Source organism: Streptosporangium subroseum (genome assembly GCF_900188345.1).
GTDB classification, from domain to species: Bacteria; Actinomycetota; Actinomycetes; order Streptosporangiales; family Streptosporangiaceae; genus Streptosporangium; species Streptosporangium subroseum.
Genome location: NZ_FZOD01000024.1, coordinates 65874 through 81425, shown reverse-complemented (window position 1 = coordinate 81425; position 15552 = coordinate 65874). Strand labels below are relative to the sequence as shown.

Here is a 15552-nt window from a genome sequence, read left to right as displayed (position 1 = left end):
CCCTTGCTCCGGGACGGATCTGGTCCTGCTCCCGTCCCCGTTCCGGGGCCTCTGAGGCGGACCGGCTCCCTCTCCTGCCCTCGCTCCGCGGCGGATCCGTCGCCTCTCCCAGCTCGGTTCCGGGACCTTCGAGGCGGACCGATTCCTTTTTCGCGTCCCTCTCGTCTTACGGGGGAGCTTTCGAGAGAGGAACCATAATGACCGACCTTCAGAAGAACGTGCAGGCCGCCATCGACGAGCTCGTCGAGTCGGGAGCCGAGCGTGGCGTACAGGTCGCCGTCTACCGGCGTGGCGAACTCCTGGTCGACGCGGTGGCGGGCATCGCCGATCCGGAGACGGGCCGTCCCTTCACGTCCGACACCCCGGTCTACAGCACCTCGACCGGGAAGGGCGTGACCGCGACCGTCGTCCATGTGCTGGCCGAGCGTGGGGCACTCGGCTACGAGACCCCGATCGCGGAGGTGTGGCCGGAGTTCGCCGCACACGGCAAGGAGAAGGCGACCGTACGGCACGCGCTGACACATGCTGTCGGCGTGCCCGGCGTGCCGGTCGGCACCACGCCCGAGGACCTGTGCGACTGGGACAGGATGTGCCACGCGATCGCCGACGCCACGCCGTGGTGGGAGCCGGGAACCCGCTTCGGCTATCACCCGCAGACCTACGGCTACATCCTCGGCGAGGTCGTGCGCCGGGTGACCGGGAAGCGTATCTCGCAGGTGCTCCGCGAGGAGGTGGCAGGGCCGCTCGGCGTGGCCGACGAGCTCTTCTTCGGGGTGCCCGAGTCCGAGCTCGGCCGGCTGGCCAGGATCGAGGAGGCCGGGCCCGCGATGGAGATGCCCGCCGAGATGCTGGCCGCGATCCCGTTCTTCCGGGTGGTCGACGGTTACACGGCCGCACCCATGGCGGCGATGCCGGATGCCGCGTTCAGCAACCGCCCCGACGTGCTGAGCTCCGACATCCCGGCGGGCGCCACGATGACCGCCCGCGCGGTGGCGCGCATGTACGACGCGCTGCTCGGTGGGGCGCTCGTCTCTCCCGACCGGCTGCGCGAACTGTCCTCCGCCGCGACGACGGGCACGGACGAGGTCACGGGCGGCCCCGCCACCTGGGGGCTGGGTTACACGGTCGGCCTGACCGGGGCGCTCAACAGCCCCACCCTGTTCGGGATGGCCGGCAGCGGGGGCACCGCGGCCTTCGCGGACACCGCCACCGGGATCAGCGTCGGCCTGACGAAGAACCGGGCCTCGTCCGGTGAGTTCGGTGTTGTCGACCGGATCGGCCAGATCGTGCTTCAGGCGGACTAGTCACCCTGGGCCGTCAGCGGAGGCTCTGATCCATGTTTCCAGGTCAGAGCCTCCGGGGGGACGAGCAGGTGAGGGGTTTTGACACCCACTTCCAAGCTAATCCTGAGGTAGCTTCGCTAGCGTCCCTGCCATGGGTTGGAAAAGCAAGGTCAACGTTGCCCTGGAAGAGGCGACCGGATACCGGTTCAAGAAGATGACAAGCCAGGAGCCCCCTCCGCCTCCCGCCCCGGAGATCCGGCCACCGGCCGACCCGGGGGCGGACCGCCTGCTCACAGCGCCGATCTTCGTGCTGTCTCCGCCGCGTTCGGGGTCGACCCTGCTCCGGGTCCTGCTCAACAGCCACTCTCAGCTCCACGCACCGCACGAGATGCACATCCGCCGGCTCACGGTGAATCTGACCACCGACCCCGTGCAGCAGGCGATGGAGGCGCTCGGCCACAACCAGAGTGACATCGAGCACATCCTCTGGGATCGGATGCTCCACCGGGAGTTGGTGAGGAGCGGAAAACCGTTCATCGTCGACAAGACGCCGAGCAACTCGTTCGCCTGGAAACGCATCGCCACCTGCTGGCCCGACGCCCGCTTCGTCTTTCTCCTGCGGCATCCGGCCTCCGTCGCCCGCTCCTGGCACGAGGGTGATCCGGATGAGCGGCCGATGGAGGAGGCGGTGCGCCACACCCTCCGCTTCATGCGGGCCGTCGAGGACGCCCGGAAGGCGTTCGACGGGCTCACCCTGACCTACGAAAACCTGACCGGGTCGCCGGAGGAGACGCTGCGACGCGTGTGCGACTTCCTCGATGTGCCCTGGGAGCCGAGCATGCTCTCCTACGGGGACCACGAGCACGGCGGGTTTGTCAAGGGCATCGGTGACTGGAAGGACAAGATCCGGACGGGGAGCGTGCAGTCAGGCCGTCCCCTTCCGCGACCGGACGAGGTGCCGCACGACCTCCTGCCGATCTCTGAGGCCTGGGGATATGTGAACCGTTGAACGGAGGAACCCGAGCGCGTCACGGAGCCGAGGCCGCGGCCACGATGGTCCTCGCCGTGTCCGACTCCGTCTTCGTGGACGTCATCGCTCAGGGCCACGGCGACCTGGGTCCCGCGGAGTGCCGGCCGGTCACCGCCAAGCTGCCGGAGAAGAGCTTCGAGGAGACCGCCTGGATCCTGGTCCCCCGGCCGATCAGGAAGCGCGAAGACCCCGAGCCGCCGCGCTGACCCATGCGCTCGCCCCGAGGAGGCATCGGGAGACACCCGATAAATACGGGTTTGGAGGGCGTCCGGTATCCGAATCGGTGGAAGCGCCCCTCGGGGCGGGCGCGAGGCGACCGAGCGGATTCCGTACGTGCGCCTGCCGGTGCGAGGCGACGTGATGCTGTTGATGCCGTGAAACGTTCATGGCCCGCCGCTCACCGCGAAGTGCGGTGCCTTCGATGCCGCCCGGTGAGTTCCACCAGGTCACTTCCACGATTGCCCCGGGCGGTGCCGGTCATGATCGTGAATGACGGACGTGATCGGCGTGGATTCGGCGGGAGCCTTGTTGACCGGGCATGCCGGCGTGGCTACCATCCGGTTAATTTGATTGCCTCCCGAAATTTTCGGTAACGAGTAGAAACTTTCATTCAGCAGTAATCCATCCCCCCATGGAGATCGCGAAATGAGAAGGTTCGCCATCGGTTTACCGGCCTCCGCACCCACGGTGCGGCAAGCACCCTCGCGGTTCCTGAGGCTCCTGCTCTCGCTGACGGTCGTGGTCGCCGCGACCGCCCTCGCCACCCCCACGGCCTGGGGCGCGGAAAAAGATCCCGGATCCGCCGATGACGCGAGGAAGGGGAGCCTCGTCCACGGCGAGTCGGCCGATCCGGACACGTACATCTCCACCACCGCGGGCCCCGGGCGCTTCCCACTCGTGGCGGTCGGCAGAGCCGCGCCTCTCGTGGTCGGCGCGGATGACTATCCGGGGGTGATCCGGGTGGTGAACGATCTCCAAGCCGACATCAAGCGGGTCACCGGCGTCCAGCCCGCGGTCTCCTCCGGCCGGATCCCGTCGCAGAACGACGTGGTGCTCATCGGAACCATCGGAAAGAGCCCGCTCATCGACAACCTCGTGACCGCGGGGAAGCTGGATGCGACCGCGATCGCGGGCAAGTGGGAGACGTCCCTCCAGCAGGTGGTGCAGAACCCCCTGCCGGGCGTCCGCCGTGCGTTCGTGATCGCCGGCAGTGACCAGCGCGGGACGATCTACGGTGCGTACGAGGTCTCGAAGCAGATCGGCGTGTCCCCCTGGTCCTGGTGGGACGACGTTCCCGCGCGTCACCAGGACGCGCTCTACGTGCTGCCCGGGCGCCACAGCCAGGGCACGCCGAAGGTGAAATATCGCGGCTTCTTCATCAACGACGAGAACCCCTCCCTGGGCACCTGGGCACCCCGCTTCTTCGGCCCCGGCCTGGCCCCGGGCTACGAGGGCGGCTTCAACAGCAAGTTCTACGCCAAGGTCTTCGAGGTCATGCTCCGGCTCAAGGCCAACTACCTCTGGCCGGCGGTCTGGGGCCGGGCGTTCGCCGAGGACGACCCGGCCAACCACCGGACCGCCACCCAGTACGGCGTCGTGATGGGCACCTCGCACGAGGCGCCGATGATGCGGGGCATCGAGGAGTGGAACCGGCACGCCGTGGCCGCGGTGCGCGACAGCCAGGGCAACATCACCAAGCCGGGCAGTGACCCGTTCGGCGGCACCGGTGAGTGGAGCTTCCGCCGCAACGGCGAGGCCATCAAGAAGTACTGGGCCGAGGGCATCCGGCGGATGAAGGAGCAGAACTACGAGGGCGTGGTCACCCTCGGCATGCGCGGCAACGGTGACGTGAGCCTGCCCGACGGCGACGGCATCGAGCTGATGGAGAGCATCCTCGCGAGCCAGCGGGAGATCCTGGCCGCGGAGAGCGGCGAGGACCTGGAGACGATCCCGCAGGTCCAGACCCTCTACAAGGAGGTCCAGCGATACTGGGACCAGGGTCTGCGCCCGCCCGACGACGTGACCGTCGTCTTCTGCGACGACAACTGGGGCAACATGCGCAAGCTGCCCAACCCGCAGCTCGCCGAGCGCAGCGGCGGCTACGGCATGTACTACCACTTCGACTACGTCGGAGGCGGACGGAACTACAAGTGGGCCGACACCGTCAACCTCGCCAACACCTGGGAGCAGCTGAGCACCAGCTACACCTACGGCGTGGACCGGCTCTGGGTCGTCAACGTGGGCGACATGAAAAACGAGGAGCTCCCGCTCCAGTTCTTCCTCGACTACGCGTGGGATCCCGACCGCTGGCCGCTGGAGCGCCTCGATGAGTGGGAACGGCAGTACGCGGCGCAGAACTTCGGGCCCAAGCAGGCCGAGGAGATCGCCGAGGTCCTGAGCACCTACGGACACCTGCAGTCCCGCCGCAAGCCGGAGCTGCTGAACCGCCGGATCAGCCTCGATCCCGCCAAGAACCCCGCCACGGATTCCTCCGCCGTGGTCTACGACGACAAGGACACCCCCTTCAGCCTGACCGCCTACCAGGAGATGGACCGGGTCACCGCGGAGTGGCAGCGCCTCGCGGCGAAGGCCGGCAAGATCCGCGACGCCCTGCCGAAAGGCTATGACGACGCCTACTACCAGCTCGTCTACTACCAGGTGAAGGCGACGGCCAACCTGTACGCGCTGCGCAACGCGCAGTTCACCAACATCCTCTACGCCAGGCAGGGCCGTGCCGCCACCAACGACCTCGCCGACCTCGCCCAGGCCCGGTTCGACGAGGACCAGGCGATGTCCGTCTACTACAACACCACGCTGGCGGGCGGGAAGTGGAACGGCTTCCAGCTCCAGCCGAAGATCGGCTACGGGGATGTGGAGCGATACGGGCCGAACGCGCCCTGGCAGCAGCCCGAACTGAACAATGTGGCCCTGCCCGACGCCTTCTACCCGTACCTTCAGCGGATCGAGGTCCCGGGCGGCTCGGATCTGGGCGTCGCCGTCGACGGGTCCGACAAGTGGTGGCCGGCGGAGCAGACTCCAGCGGTGCTGCCCGCCTTCAGCCCGTACCAGAGCCGGCCGGAGCAGTACATCGAGGTGTTCAACCGCGGCACGAAGGCGTTCGACTACACCGTCAGGCCGTCCGTGCCGTGGGTGAGCGTCACGCCGAAGGCGGGCCGCGTCGGCAAGCAGGTGCGTGCCACCGTGCGCGTCGACTGGTCGCGCGCCCCGAAGGGGAGGACCGAGGTGCCCATCACGGTCTCCGGGCCGAACGGCACGAGCGTGGTCGTCAAGGCCGTCGTGGACAACCCGTCCATGCCGGGCAAGCAGGTCAAGGGCTTCGTGGAGGCAGGCGGTTACGTCTCGATCGAGGCCGACCACTACACGAAGGCCGTGACCGCCCCCGGGGTCGGCTGGAAGCTCATCCCGGGCATCGGGCGGACCGGGAACGGCATGACGCCCTCCCCGGTCACCGCGCGGAGCCGGACCCCGGGCGGCGACGGCCCGCGTCTGGAGTACGCGATGACGACGTTCACCACCGGGCCCGTCAAGGTCTCGGCGTTCCTGTCACCCAGGAACAACGTCCTGCCGACGGACGGGCTCAAGTACGCCGTCTCGATCGACGACCAGGCGCCGCAGATCGTGAACATCACGACCACCACCGGCGCCAACGACACGACCATGAACAGGCAGTGGGAGCGGAACACGTCTGACAACGTCAACGTGACCACCACCACTCACACGATCGCCACGCCGGGCGCCCACGTCCTGAAGATCTGGATGGTCGACCCGACCGTGGTGGTGCAGCGGCTCGTGGTGGACACGGGCGGCGTCGTGCCCAGTTACCTGGGACCGCCGGAGAGCATGAGAGCCGGACGGTAGCCAGTGTGATCATCGGGGCGGTCCTCCACGCCGCCCCGATGATCACCTCTGGTCGCGCCGCAGGGGGTGGTCGCCGGGGATCTCGACGACGACGATGCGCACGCCGTCCGGATCCTCGATCCACGTCTCGACGAGCCCCCACGGTTCTTTCCGCGGCGCCCGCGTCACCCGGACCCCGGAGGCGACCAGCCGGTCGTGTTCGGCGTGGACGTCGCGGACCTGGAGCCAGATCTCGAGCGCCCGTCCGCGCGTGTCGTCGGAACGTCCGTCGTCGGAACGCCCGGAGACCTCCAGAAACCCCTGGCCGAGGAAGAACACCACGCCCGGATCGTCGGGCGGCCCGAACTCGCGGTAGACCGCCAGGCCGATCACGTCACGGTAGAACCGGCGACTGCGGTCCAGATCGGCGGGACGCAGGAGGATCCGGCTGCTGAGCACTTCCATGCTCCAATCCTGCCCGCGGCCCGGAATCATCACCGCGACCTCCGCGCTCAACCTCAAGCCGGAGATTCTTCCGCAGATGCCGATATATGCGCTTACATGGTCGTCGCGTGCCGGGCGGGTTTCCCCCGCTCACCGTCGCGGGCAGCATGATCTCGTACAATGACCCGATGACCTCCCCCGCGAACGAGCCCGAGGTGAGCGACGCGTCGCGCGTGCTGCACCGCGTCTTCGGCTACACCTCGTTCCGGGAAGGCCAGCAGGAGATCATCGAGCATGTCGTCTCCGGCCGTGACGCGCTCGTGCTCATGCCGACCGGCGGCGGAAAGTCGCTCTGCTACCAGATTCCCGCGCTCGTGCGGGAGGGCGTCGGCGTTGTCGTCTCACCGCTCATCGCGCTCATGCAGGACCAGGTCGACGCCCTGACGGCGCTCGGCGTGCGGGCGGGGTTCCTCAACTCCACGCAGGATCACGAGGAGCGGCGCCGGGTCGAGTCGGCCTTCCTCGCCGGTGAGCTGGACCTGCTCTACCTCGCACCGGAACGCCTGCGGGTCGAGTCGACGCTGAGGCTGCTCGATCGCGGCGAAATCTCACTGTTCGCCATCGATGAGGCACACTGCGTAGCCCAGTGGGGGCATGACTTCCGGCCCGACTACCTGGCGTTGTCCACGCTGCACGAGCGCTGGCCCTCCGTGCCGCGCATCGCGCTGACCGCGACCGCCACCGAGGCCACCCACGCCGAGATCGCATCCCGGCTGAACCTGGGAGAGGCCCGCCATTTTGTGGCGAGCTTCGACCGCCCGAACATCCAGTACCGCATCGAACCGAAGAACGAGCCCAAGCGGCAGCTCCTGAAACTGCTGCGCACCGAGCACCCCGAGGACGCGGGCATCGTCTACTGCCTGTCGCGGGCCTCCGTCGAGAAGACCGCCGCGTTCCTGGTGGAGAACGGATTCCAGGCGCTGCCCTACCACGCGGGGCTCGACGCGCGGGTCCGAGCCGAGAACCAGTCGCGCTTCCTGCGTGAGGACGGCGTCATCATGGTCGCCACCATCGCGTTCGGCATGGGCATCGACAAACCCGACGTGCGGTTCGTCGCCCATCTCGACCTGCCCAAGTCCGTCGAGGGCTACTACCAGGAAACCGGCAGGGCCGGGCGTGACGGCCTCCCCTCCACCGCCTGGCTGGCCTACGGTCTCCAGGACGTCGTGCAGCAGCGCAAGATGATCGACACCTCCGAGGGCGACGCGGCCCACCAGCGCCGCCTGGGCAGCCATCTCGACGCCATGCTGGCCCTCTGCGAGGCGGTCGAGTGCCGCCGCGTGCAGCTGCTCGCCTACTTCGGCCAGCGGAGCACCGCCTGCGGCAACTGCGACACGTGCCTGTCGCCACCCGAGTCCTGGGACGGTACGGTCGCCGCCCAGAAACTCCTGTCGACCGTGCTCCGGCTCCAGCGTGAGCGGCGCCAGAAGTTCGGCGCGGGTCAGATCATCGACATCCTGCTCGGGAAGAAGACCCCGAAGGTCATCCAGCATGATCACGCGTCCCTGACGGTCTTCGGCGTCGGCACGGAGCTGAGCGAGACCGAGTGGCGCGGGGTGGTGCGCCAGTTGCTGGCCCAGGGCCTGCTGACCGTCGAGGGCGACTACGGCACGCTGGTGCTCACCGACACGAGCGCCGAGGTGCTGGGCAGGCAGCGGCAGGTCCCGCTGCGGCGCGAGCCCGAGCGGGCGGCACGAGCCGCCAAGCCCGCCAAGGCCGCTCGGGTCGCCCCCGCCGACCTGCCGGAAGAGGCAATGCCGATCTTCGAGCTACTCCGCGCCTGGCGTGCCGCCACCGCGAAGGAGCAGGGAGTGCCCGCGTACGTGATCTTCCATGACGCGACCCTGCGCGAGATCGCGACCGGGCTTCCGTCGTCCCTGGCCGAGCTGGCCATGATCAGCGGTGTCGGCGAGAACAAGCTCGCGAAGTACGGGCAGGAGATCCTGGACACCCTCGCCGCCTGATCCGGCGCACCGGCGCGGAACCGTCGTCCGCGCCCTCGCCGGACGGGTCAGGTCGTGATCAGGGATCGGTCAGGTCGTGACCGGGATGGCCGGGCGGGCCCGGCCGACCGCTTTCAGGGCCCAGCGCATCCGGGCTTCGTACGCTTCTGGATGGTCGCCGGCCTCCTGGGCGACGAGAGCCGCGCAACGGGCGGGGTCGGCGTGGCAGAGGCGGATCTGGTCTTCGATGATCATGCGCACCTGATCCGGCGACGGATCTTCCGATGCCTGCAGGGCGGAGGCATAGAGAACCCGCGCCAGGTCGGACACGCTCATCATGGTTTTTTCCATCGCATGTCTCTTCCCCGGGGGCTTCCAAGTCTGACGGACCTTTGGCTACCCCCGCTACTGATTTAACACGTATTCACCTCCTCATCATCTCGCCGGGCACTGACATTTTCCGGTGATTCGGCGGCCGGACGGGGTGCACGGCCGCAGTGGGCGTTTCCGGAAGCGACCGCTCAAGGAAGACGGTTCGGGACGGAATTCCGGGGGCATGGCGGACCGCGACCCGACGCGTCACCGGAACGATCCCCTCCGCCGTGTTCAACGGCTCGGCCGGACGGCGTGTCCCCGCTCCATCGTCGCCAGAACGGCGGTGGAGAGGGGAACGGGCACGGCTCGGCTCACGGGCTGACGGGATCGTCCCGCCCGCTCGCTCATCGGTTCGTATTCGCCCATGCCGAGATGACCGGCGCCCACCCGGGGTGGCGGCCGTCTCGGGGGATCACCCGGTCTGCGTCGTAAGGCGATCGAAGAGCGCGAGCGCGGCCTGCCGTACCTCGTCGGGAGAGACGCCGTCGAGGGCGTCCCGGGCCTCGGCGAGGTCGCGCGTGGTCGCGCAGGTGATGGCCACCGACTTGGCTGCGGTGCGGTCGAGCAATCCGGCCAACTCGTTGTCCGCCAGCTCCTGAGCCTTCGCGGCGAGATCGAGATTGTCGTGCGTATGCGGGTTGGTCAACGGGTTCTCCTCAAGTGCTGGCGGTTCGGTCAGTGTTGATCACTCATGCCGACCCGGATGTCGAGAGTGACACATAGCTCACAAGACCAGGAGTAGCGACACGAAACCGCGCGTGACGGCGAACTCCCGTGCGATCCGCTCTTCCTCACCGGCGAACCGGAGTGAAAAAACGCCAATCCAGTCACAATGGCAGCATCCGTTTCGCGAACAAGCTGCCGACATTCTGGAAGGATCGCGTAGATATCCTGTCGGACATCGAGACTGACGGACAGTGACTGATGCCCCCCATCGATCAAATCACCACCTTCATATCGGACCAGCCAGTCGGAACGATCATCATTTGCGTGTTCGCCCTGATCCTTCTGGTTCTGGCCTTTTTTGTGTTCCGCGCGGCCTACCGCGCGGGAACCCGGTTCTTCCACCGCTTCGTCGCACCCCGTCCGGTGGAGGACATCCTCACCATCGTCGCAGCCAGCATCGCGACGGGAGTATCCGCCCAGGGTATGTGGCGTTTCTCCGGCGACGTGCTGGGGTTCGACGGGCCGCTGAGGTTCCTGCTCTTCGCCTTCATCGAGGTCGCCGTCATCACCAGCGCGGTGCGGGCGCGCCGCAACATGAGGGAGAACTACTCCGCGGGCATCGACGGCGTCGCCGTATGGGCACTCACCTGCCTGACCGCGGTCCTGTCGAGCATGGACGCCCGCAGCCTCGCCGAGGCCATCTTCCGGCTCGCCGCCCCACTGGTGGCGGCCTGGCTGTGGGAGCGCGGCATGGCGATCGAGCGGCACCGCATCACCGGGCGTTCTCGCATCAACTGGCGGATCACCCCCGAACGCGCACTGGTCCGCATCGGCCTGGCCGAGGTCAGCGACCGCACCGCGAGCGAGGTGGACGCGCACCGCAGGCTGACCCGCGTCGCGCTGGCCGCCAAGCGCGCCCGTGCGCTCCGCGAGGCCGGGGCGTCCAACCGGAAGATGCGGGCGGCCCTCCTCAAACTGGACCGTGCCATGGACCGCGCGGTGGAGCACAGCGGCCTGGCCGTCGACTCCGCCCGGCAGGAGGCGCTGCTCTCCCAGATCGGGGCGCTCTACAACACCGCCGCCCTGATCGACCTGACCCCGCCCGTCCCGTGGAGCCACGAGGCCCAGGAACCGATCGCGCGCCCGGCGGTGTCGGCGGCGCCGGTGATCCTGCTGGCCGATGACGACGACGAGGAGCTCCAACTGCTGGACGCGCCCTCGCCGGTCGTCGACACGGCGCAGCGTGCGGCCCAGATGCGTGCCGCGCGGGAATATTGGGACAACCAGATCGAGCGGAAGTTCGTCCCCCGCGCGACCGACATCGCCCATGAGACCGGCATCGCCGTGGCCACCGCCCGCGAGTATCGCGCCCTGTGGAAGCTGGAGCCCCGAGCCCACGCGCTGCTGGAGGCCGCGTACAACGAGCACGGGATCATCGACACGGGGACCTTCCCCGCCATCGAGACGGAGCACGTCCTGACGGTGAACGGCTCGTCCCCCAACCGCTGACCCGCCGCCGGGAGATCGGAGATCCGGTCTCCCGGAACCAATCGACGCCGGTCGGACCCGAACCGGACAGAGGGCAGCCGGACAACGGGCACCCCGGCAGCGGACAGCCGGCAGGCCGCCGGGGCTTCGGCGCCGAACCGGCTAGGTGGACTCGCGGACGATGAGAGTCGTCGGCAGTATCACCGGGTCCACGTGCTCGGCTCCGTCGATGAGGGCGAGCAGCAGGCGGACCGTCTCCTCGGCGACCCGTTCCAGGGGCTGCCGGATGGTCGTGAGCGGGGGGTGCGTGGAGAGCGCCACCGCCGAGTCGTCGAACCCGCCCACCGCGACGTCCTCGGGCACCCGCCGTCCGGCCGCGCGCAGGGCCGACAGCGCGCCCGCGGCCATCAGATCCGAGGCGACGAACACCGCGTCGAGGTCGGGGGCGCGCTCCAGCAGCCGGGCCATGGCGCTCTCCCCGCCCAGCTGGGTGTAGTCGCCATGCTCGATCAGCTTCTTGGACGCCTTCCTGCCGAGGATGTCGGCGAAGCCCTCCAGCCGCAACGCGCCACCGGGGGTGTCGAGCGGGCCGGTGATGGTGGCGATCCGCCTGCGGCCCCGCTCCACCAGGTAACGCGTCATCTGCCGGGCGCCCTCGCGGTCGTCGGCCGCCGCGTAGGGAATCACGTTCTCCCGCCCGATGACCGCGCCTTGGGCGACGGCGGCCACCGGGATGTCCACCAGCGCGTCGACCAGCTTGTCGCCGGCGTGGGTGGAGACCAGGAAGGCCCCGTCGGCGTGGCCGCCGCGCAGGTAGCGGACCACCCGGTCGCGGTCGCCGTCGTTCCCGGCGATCATCATCACCAGCGACACGTCCCGCTCGGCGAGCCTCCGGGTGGCGGTCCGCAGGAGCACGCTGTAGTTGGGATCCTCGAACAGCTTCTCCTGAGGTTCAGACAGGACCATCACCACCGAGCCGGTCCGCTGGGTGACCAGGCTGCGGGCGGCCCGGTTGAGCACGTAGCCCGTCTCGGCGATGGCCCGCTTGACGGCGGCGTGCGAGGCGGGACTGACGTACCGGTCGTCGTTGAGCACCCGGGAGACCGTTCCCCGGGAGACCCCCGCCGCCGCCGCGACGTCGTGAATGGTCGGACGCTTCGCCATGCTGCCATTGTCCCCTCGGCCGGTGGCCCGCCGACCGCCGTTTCGTCCGATCACTAGCTTTTCACGGCTCCGCCGGCCAGGTCGGTCCGCCAGTAGCGCTGCATCGTGAGGAACAGCGCGATCAGCGGGATGATCGAGATCAGTGTGCCCGTGAGGATCAGGTTGTACAGCGACGGCTGGTTGGCCCCCGCCGCGAGCAGCGTGTAGAGCCCGACCGTCAGCGGAAACTTCTGGTCGTCGCCCAGCATGATGAAGGGCAGCAGGAAGTTGTTCCAGATCGCCACGAACTGGAACAGGAAGATGGTCACCATGCCGGGAAGCATCAGGGGCAGGGCCACCCGGCGGAGCAGCAGCAGGTGTCCGGCGCCGTCGATGCGCCCGGCCTCCAGCAGGGCGTCGGGAATGGCGGCGGTGGCGTAGATGCGCGCCAGGTAGATGCTGTACGGGTGCAGGATCTGCGGCAGCAGGACCGACCAGTAGGTGTCCGCGAGCCCGATCTTCGAAAACAGCAGGTACTGGGGGACGGCCAGCACCACGGCGGGCACCAGGATGCCGCCGATCAGCAGGTTGAAGATCAGGTTCCGGCCGCGGAAGCTGTACTTCGCCAGCGCGTAACCGGAGACCGCCGAGACCGCCGTGGACAGCAGCGCGCCGCCGCCCGCGTAGAGCAGCGTGTTCAGCATCCACAGCCAGAACACGCCGCCGCGATAGTCCGCCAGGTCGGAGATGTTGGACAGCAGCCCGGTGCCGGGGGTGAAGGTCGAGGTGGAGAAGAGTTCCGCCTTCGACTTGGTGGCGGCGATCAGCACCCAGCTGACCGGCAGCAGGCAGTAGAGCGCGCCGAGCAGCAGGATCGCGGTCGGTGCGATCCCGTACGGCCTGCGCGCTCTCGCCCGAGGTCCTGCTCCGGCAAGGGTTGTGGTGGCCATCAGCCCTCCCCGAAGGCGCGGTTGCGGACGACGCGCAGGAAACCGAAAGAAAGGACAAGGGAGATCGCCGCGATGACGATCGAGGTGGCGGCGGCCGAGTAGAGGTCGCCGGTGACGAACGCGTCCCGATACACCTTCATCAGCGGGCTCCAGGTCGAGCTGATCGTGTTGGTCAGCGGCCGCAGGGTGGTCGGCTCGGTGAACACCTGGATGGTGGCGATGATGGAGAACACCGTGGTCAGGATGATCGCGGGCATCATGATCGGAATCTTGATCCGCAGGGCGATCTGGATCTCGCCCGCCCCGTCGATCCTGGCCGCCTCGTAGTAGGTCCTGGGAACGGCCCGCAGGTTGGTGTAGAGCACCAGCATGTTGAAGCCGACCCCGCCCCAGACGGCCACATTGGCCATGGAGAAGGTGACGGCGCCCGTGCCGAGCAGGTCGATGTCGAGGACCTGCCGGATCGGGCTGAGGCTCGGCAGGTAGAGGAAGCCCCAGAGCAGGCTGGCGGCCACGCCGGGCACCGCGTACGGCAGGAAGACGGCGATCCTGGAGAAGCGCGCGAGCCGTACGTGCGCCGAGTCCAGCAGCAGGGCGAACAGCAGGGCGAGGCCGAGCATGACCGCCAGCACCAGCAGGCCGTAGCCGAGGACCCGGAGCCAGCCGGCCCACAGCTCACCGTCGGTGATCGCCGCCGAGTAGTTGTCGAGGCCGACGAAGATCTCGGTGCGGGAGTTTTTGCCCAGGCCCAGTCCGGAGACCTTCGTGCGCCGCAGGCTGAGATACGCCGTGTAGACGATGGGAACGGCCATGAAGAGCGTGAACAGCACCATGGCCGGCGCGAGGAAGAGGTAGGGGACGGCGCCCGCGTCGCGGGCGCCGCCACTGCGGCGTCTTGTCATTGGGTGAGCTGGAATCCGGACTTCTGCATGTCGGCGACCGTCGTCTCCTGCATCGTCTGGACGGCGTCGGAGAAGACGGACTTGTCATGGACGGCCTTGTCGAAGGCGTCCTTGAAGGCGTTGTAGGTCACGTTGACGTTCGGCCCGAAGGTGAAGCCCCGGGCGCCGGCGGAGATGGCCGCGGCCTGCTCCCAGAAGTCGGGCTGGTTGGAGAAGTAGTCGGGCGCCTCACCGAGGAGACCACCGCCCTTGGTGGAGGCCGGGTAGACCGCGCCCTCCTTGACCAGCAGGCCGAGCGCCTGCGGGTCGGTGTTGAGCCAGGTCGCGAACTGCGTGGCGGCGGCCTTGTTGGGAGACTTCTCGGCGATCGCGGTGGACGAGCCGCCCCAGAAACCACTGAGGCTCTCGCCCGCGTTCCACTGCGGCAGCGGCGCGATCGCCCACTTGCCCTTGCCGTTCGGCGCGTTGCCGGACAGCACGCCCGGACCCCAAACCGCCGACGGCCAGGTCAGCAGCTTGCCGTCGTTGAGCGCCTTGTTCCATTCGGGGGTGAAGTACGGCTGACCGTCGATGGCGCCTTCCTTGACGAGGCCGCCCCAGTAGTCGGCGACCTTCTTGGTGGGCTCGTCGTTGATCCCGACCTTCCACGACTGGCCGCTGATCGACCACCACTGGGCGCCGGCCTGCTGGGCCAGGCCGACGAACGCGCCGGGGTCCTTGCTGGAGAACGTGCCGAGGAAGACCTTGGGATCCTTCTTCCGCACGGTGCGGGCGGCCTCGGCGTACTCGTCCCACGTCTTGGGAACCTCGATGCCGTACTTCTTGAACAGGTCCTGGCGGTAGTACAGCATCATCGGGCCGCTGTCCTGGGGGATCGCGTAGACCGCGTCGGTCCCCAGCGTGACCAGGCCCCAGATCCCCTCGCTGAACTCGGCCTTCGTCTGGCTCATGTCGTTCTTGATGTCGGCCAGCGCGTCGGCGGCGACGAAGGACGGCAGCATCTGGTACTCGGCCTGGACCAGGTCCGGCGGGTTGCCCGCCTTGGCCGCGGTCAGGAACTTGGCGGCGGCGTCGTCACCCCCGGCCTGCTTGCTGATCGTGACCTGGATGTCCGGGTGCGCCTCGTTCCAGACCGCCGCGATCTTGTCCATGTTGGGAACCCAGGACCAGTAGGTGAGCTTGACCGGCCCCGCGGGAGCCGAACTCTGCGCGGCGGGGGCCGGCTCCTGGGACGCGCCGGAACATCCGGCGACCAGGGTGGCCAGGGCCGCGCCCACTGCCACTGCGAGCCGGTTTCTGTGCATGCGTTCCTCCGTGTCGGGGGGTGGGAGGTATCGGGACCTGATCGTATCCGAGCTTCTGTGAACGTTCACAGACTGAAATCCAGTACGTATCGCTGTCAATGCCTGT

The 15552-nt window shown here is 68.3% G+C and carries 13 protein-coding genes; 6 read left to right on the top strand and 7 right to left on the bottom strand.

All coding sequences use genetic code 11. From position 1 onward, the window contains the following. Window positions 1–197: 197 nt before the first annotated feature. From CHC08_RS23670 to CHC08_RS23655, 4 genes are all read left to right on the top strand, one after another. Window positions 198–1304: a serine hydrolase domain-containing protein gene (locus CHC08_RS23670; RefSeq protein ID WP_089209552.1), complete on the top strand. Its 1107-nt coding sequence runs from the start codon at window positions 198–200 to the stop codon at window positions 1302–1304. A gap of 130 nt (window positions 1305–1434) precedes the next feature. Beyond that, window positions 1435–2292: a sulfotransferase family protein gene (locus tag CHC08_RS23665; protein WP_089209551.1), complete on the top strand. Its 858-nt coding sequence runs from the start codon at window positions 1435–1437 to the stop codon at window positions 2290–2292. Between the two features lie 56 nt (window positions 2293–2348). Further along, window positions 2349–2519 carry a hypothetical protein gene (locus tag CHC08_RS49700; RefSeq protein ID WP_179282175.1) on the top strand — a complete coding sequence of 57 codons (171 nt, stop codon included), beginning with the start codon at window positions 2349–2351 and terminating at the stop codon, window positions 2517–2519. A gap of 439 nt (window positions 2520–2958) precedes the next feature. Beyond that, window positions 2959–6192 carry a glycosyl hydrolase 115 family protein gene (locus tag CHC08_RS23655; protein ID WP_089209549.1) on the top strand — a complete coding sequence of 1078 codons (3234 nt, stop codon included), beginning with the start codon at window positions 2959–2961 and terminating at the stop codon, window positions 6190–6192. Window positions 6193–6234: 42 nt separating this feature from the next. Here CHC08_RS23655 and CHC08_RS23650 read toward each other — a convergent pair whose 3' ends face one another. Beyond that, a complete protein-coding gene (locus tag CHC08_RS23650) occupies window positions 6235–6636 on the bottom strand; it encodes a VOC family protein (protein WP_089209548.1) in 402 nt (133 codons plus the stop codon). A 167-nt stretch (window positions 6637–6803) separates the two neighbouring features. On the opposite strand from CHC08_RS23650, the gene recQ reads away from it, so the two are divergent. After that, window positions 6804–8639, top strand: a complete 1836-nt coding sequence (gene recQ, locus CHC08_RS23645) for a DNA helicase RecQ (RefSeq protein ID WP_089209585.1) — start codon at window positions 6804–6806, stop codon at window positions 8637–8639. Between the two features lie 69 nt (window positions 8640–8708). On the opposite strand, the gene CHC08_RS23640 is transcribed toward recQ, so the two are convergent. Together CHC08_RS23640 and CHC08_RS23635 are read right to left on the bottom strand one after the other, a co-directional pair. After that, window positions 8709–8969: a hypothetical protein gene (locus tag CHC08_RS23640; protein WP_204358359.1), complete on the bottom strand. Its 261-nt coding sequence runs from the start codon at window positions 8967–8969 to the stop codon at window positions 8709–8711. Window positions 8970–9405: 436 nt separating this feature from the next. Next, on the bottom strand, window positions 9406–9639 hold the full coding sequence (locus CHC08_RS23635; protein ID WP_089209546.1) for a hypothetical protein: 234 nt from the start codon (window positions 9637–9639) through the stop codon (window positions 9406–9408). 344 nt (window positions 9640–9983) lie between these two features. Between CHC08_RS23635 and CHC08_RS23630 the strand changes: the two genes are divergently transcribed. Beyond that, a complete protein-coding gene (locus CHC08_RS23630; RefSeq protein WP_245878510.1) occupies window positions 9984–11168 on the top strand; it encodes a hypothetical protein in 1185 nt (394 codons plus the stop codon). 141 nt (window positions 11169–11309) lie between these two features. Here the strand turns inward: CHC08_RS23630 and CHC08_RS23625 are convergent, their stop codons facing one another. The 4 genes from CHC08_RS23625 to CHC08_RS23610 are packed head-to-tail and all read right to left on the bottom strand — an operon-like array spanning window position 11310 to window position 15446. Continuing rightward, entirely contained in the window at window positions 11310–12311 is a 1002-nt protein-coding gene (locus tag CHC08_RS23625) for a LacI family DNA-binding transcriptional regulator (protein WP_089209584.1), read from the bottom strand. A gap of 53 nt (window positions 12312–12364) precedes the next feature. After that, window positions 12365–13240, bottom strand: coding sequence for a carbohydrate ABC transporter permease (locus CHC08_RS23620; protein WP_089209544.1), 876 nt, complete (start codon window positions 13238–13240; stop codon window positions 12365–12367). Further along, on the bottom strand, window positions 13240–14142 hold the full coding sequence (locus tag CHC08_RS23615; protein WP_089209543.1) for a carbohydrate ABC transporter permease: 903 nt from the start codon (window positions 14140–14142) through the stop codon (window positions 13240–13242). Before CHC08_RS23615 ends, CHC08_RS23620 begins: the two co-directional genes overlap by 1 nt. Next, window positions 14139–15446, bottom strand: a complete 1308-nt coding sequence (locus CHC08_RS23610; RefSeq protein ID WP_089209542.1) for an ABC transporter substrate-binding protein — start codon at window positions 15444–15446, stop codon at window positions 14139–14141. Before CHC08_RS23610 ends, CHC08_RS23615 begins: the two co-directional genes overlap by 4 nt. Window positions 15447–15552: the final 106 nt, after the last annotated feature.

Coding starts and splice junctions, on each gene's coding strand:
- CHC08_RS23670 (WP_089209552.1), top strand. CDS start 198: ATGACCGACCTTCAGAAGAACGTGCAGGCCGCCATCGACGAGCTCGTC.
- CHC08_RS23665 (WP_089209551.1), top strand. CDS start 1,435: ATGGGTTGGAAAAGCAAGGTCAACGTTGCCCTGGAAGAGGCGACCGGA.
- CHC08_RS23655 (WP_089209549.1), top strand. CDS start 2,959: ATGAGAAGGTTCGCCATCGGTTTACCGGCCTCCGCACCCACGGTGCGG.
- CHC08_RS23650 (WP_089209548.1), bottom strand. CDS start 6,636: ATGGAAGTGCTCAGCAGCCGGATCCTCCTGCGTCCCGCCGATCTGGAC.
- recQ (WP_089209585.1), top strand. CDS start 6,804: ATGACCTCCCCCGCGAACGAGCCCGAGGTGAGCGACGCGTCGCGCGTG.
- CHC08_RS23640 (WP_204358359.1), bottom strand. CDS start 8,969: ATGGAAAAAACCATGATGAGCGTGTCCGACCTGGCGCGGGTTCTCTAT.
- CHC08_RS23625 (WP_089209584.1), bottom strand. CDS start 12,311: ATGGCGAAGCGTCCGACCATTCACGACGTCGCGGCGGCGGCGGGGGTC.
- CHC08_RS23620 (WP_089209544.1), bottom strand. CDS start 13,240: ATGGCCACCACAACCCTTGCCGGAGCAGGACCTCGGGCGAGAGCGCGC.
- CHC08_RS23615 (WP_089209543.1), bottom strand. CDS start 14,142: ATGACAAGACGCCGCAGTGGCGGCGCCCGCGACGCGGGCGCCGTCCCC.
- CHC08_RS23610 (WP_089209542.1), bottom strand. CDS start 15,446: ATGCACAGAAACCGGCTCGCAGTGGCAGTGGGCGCGGCCCTGGCCACC.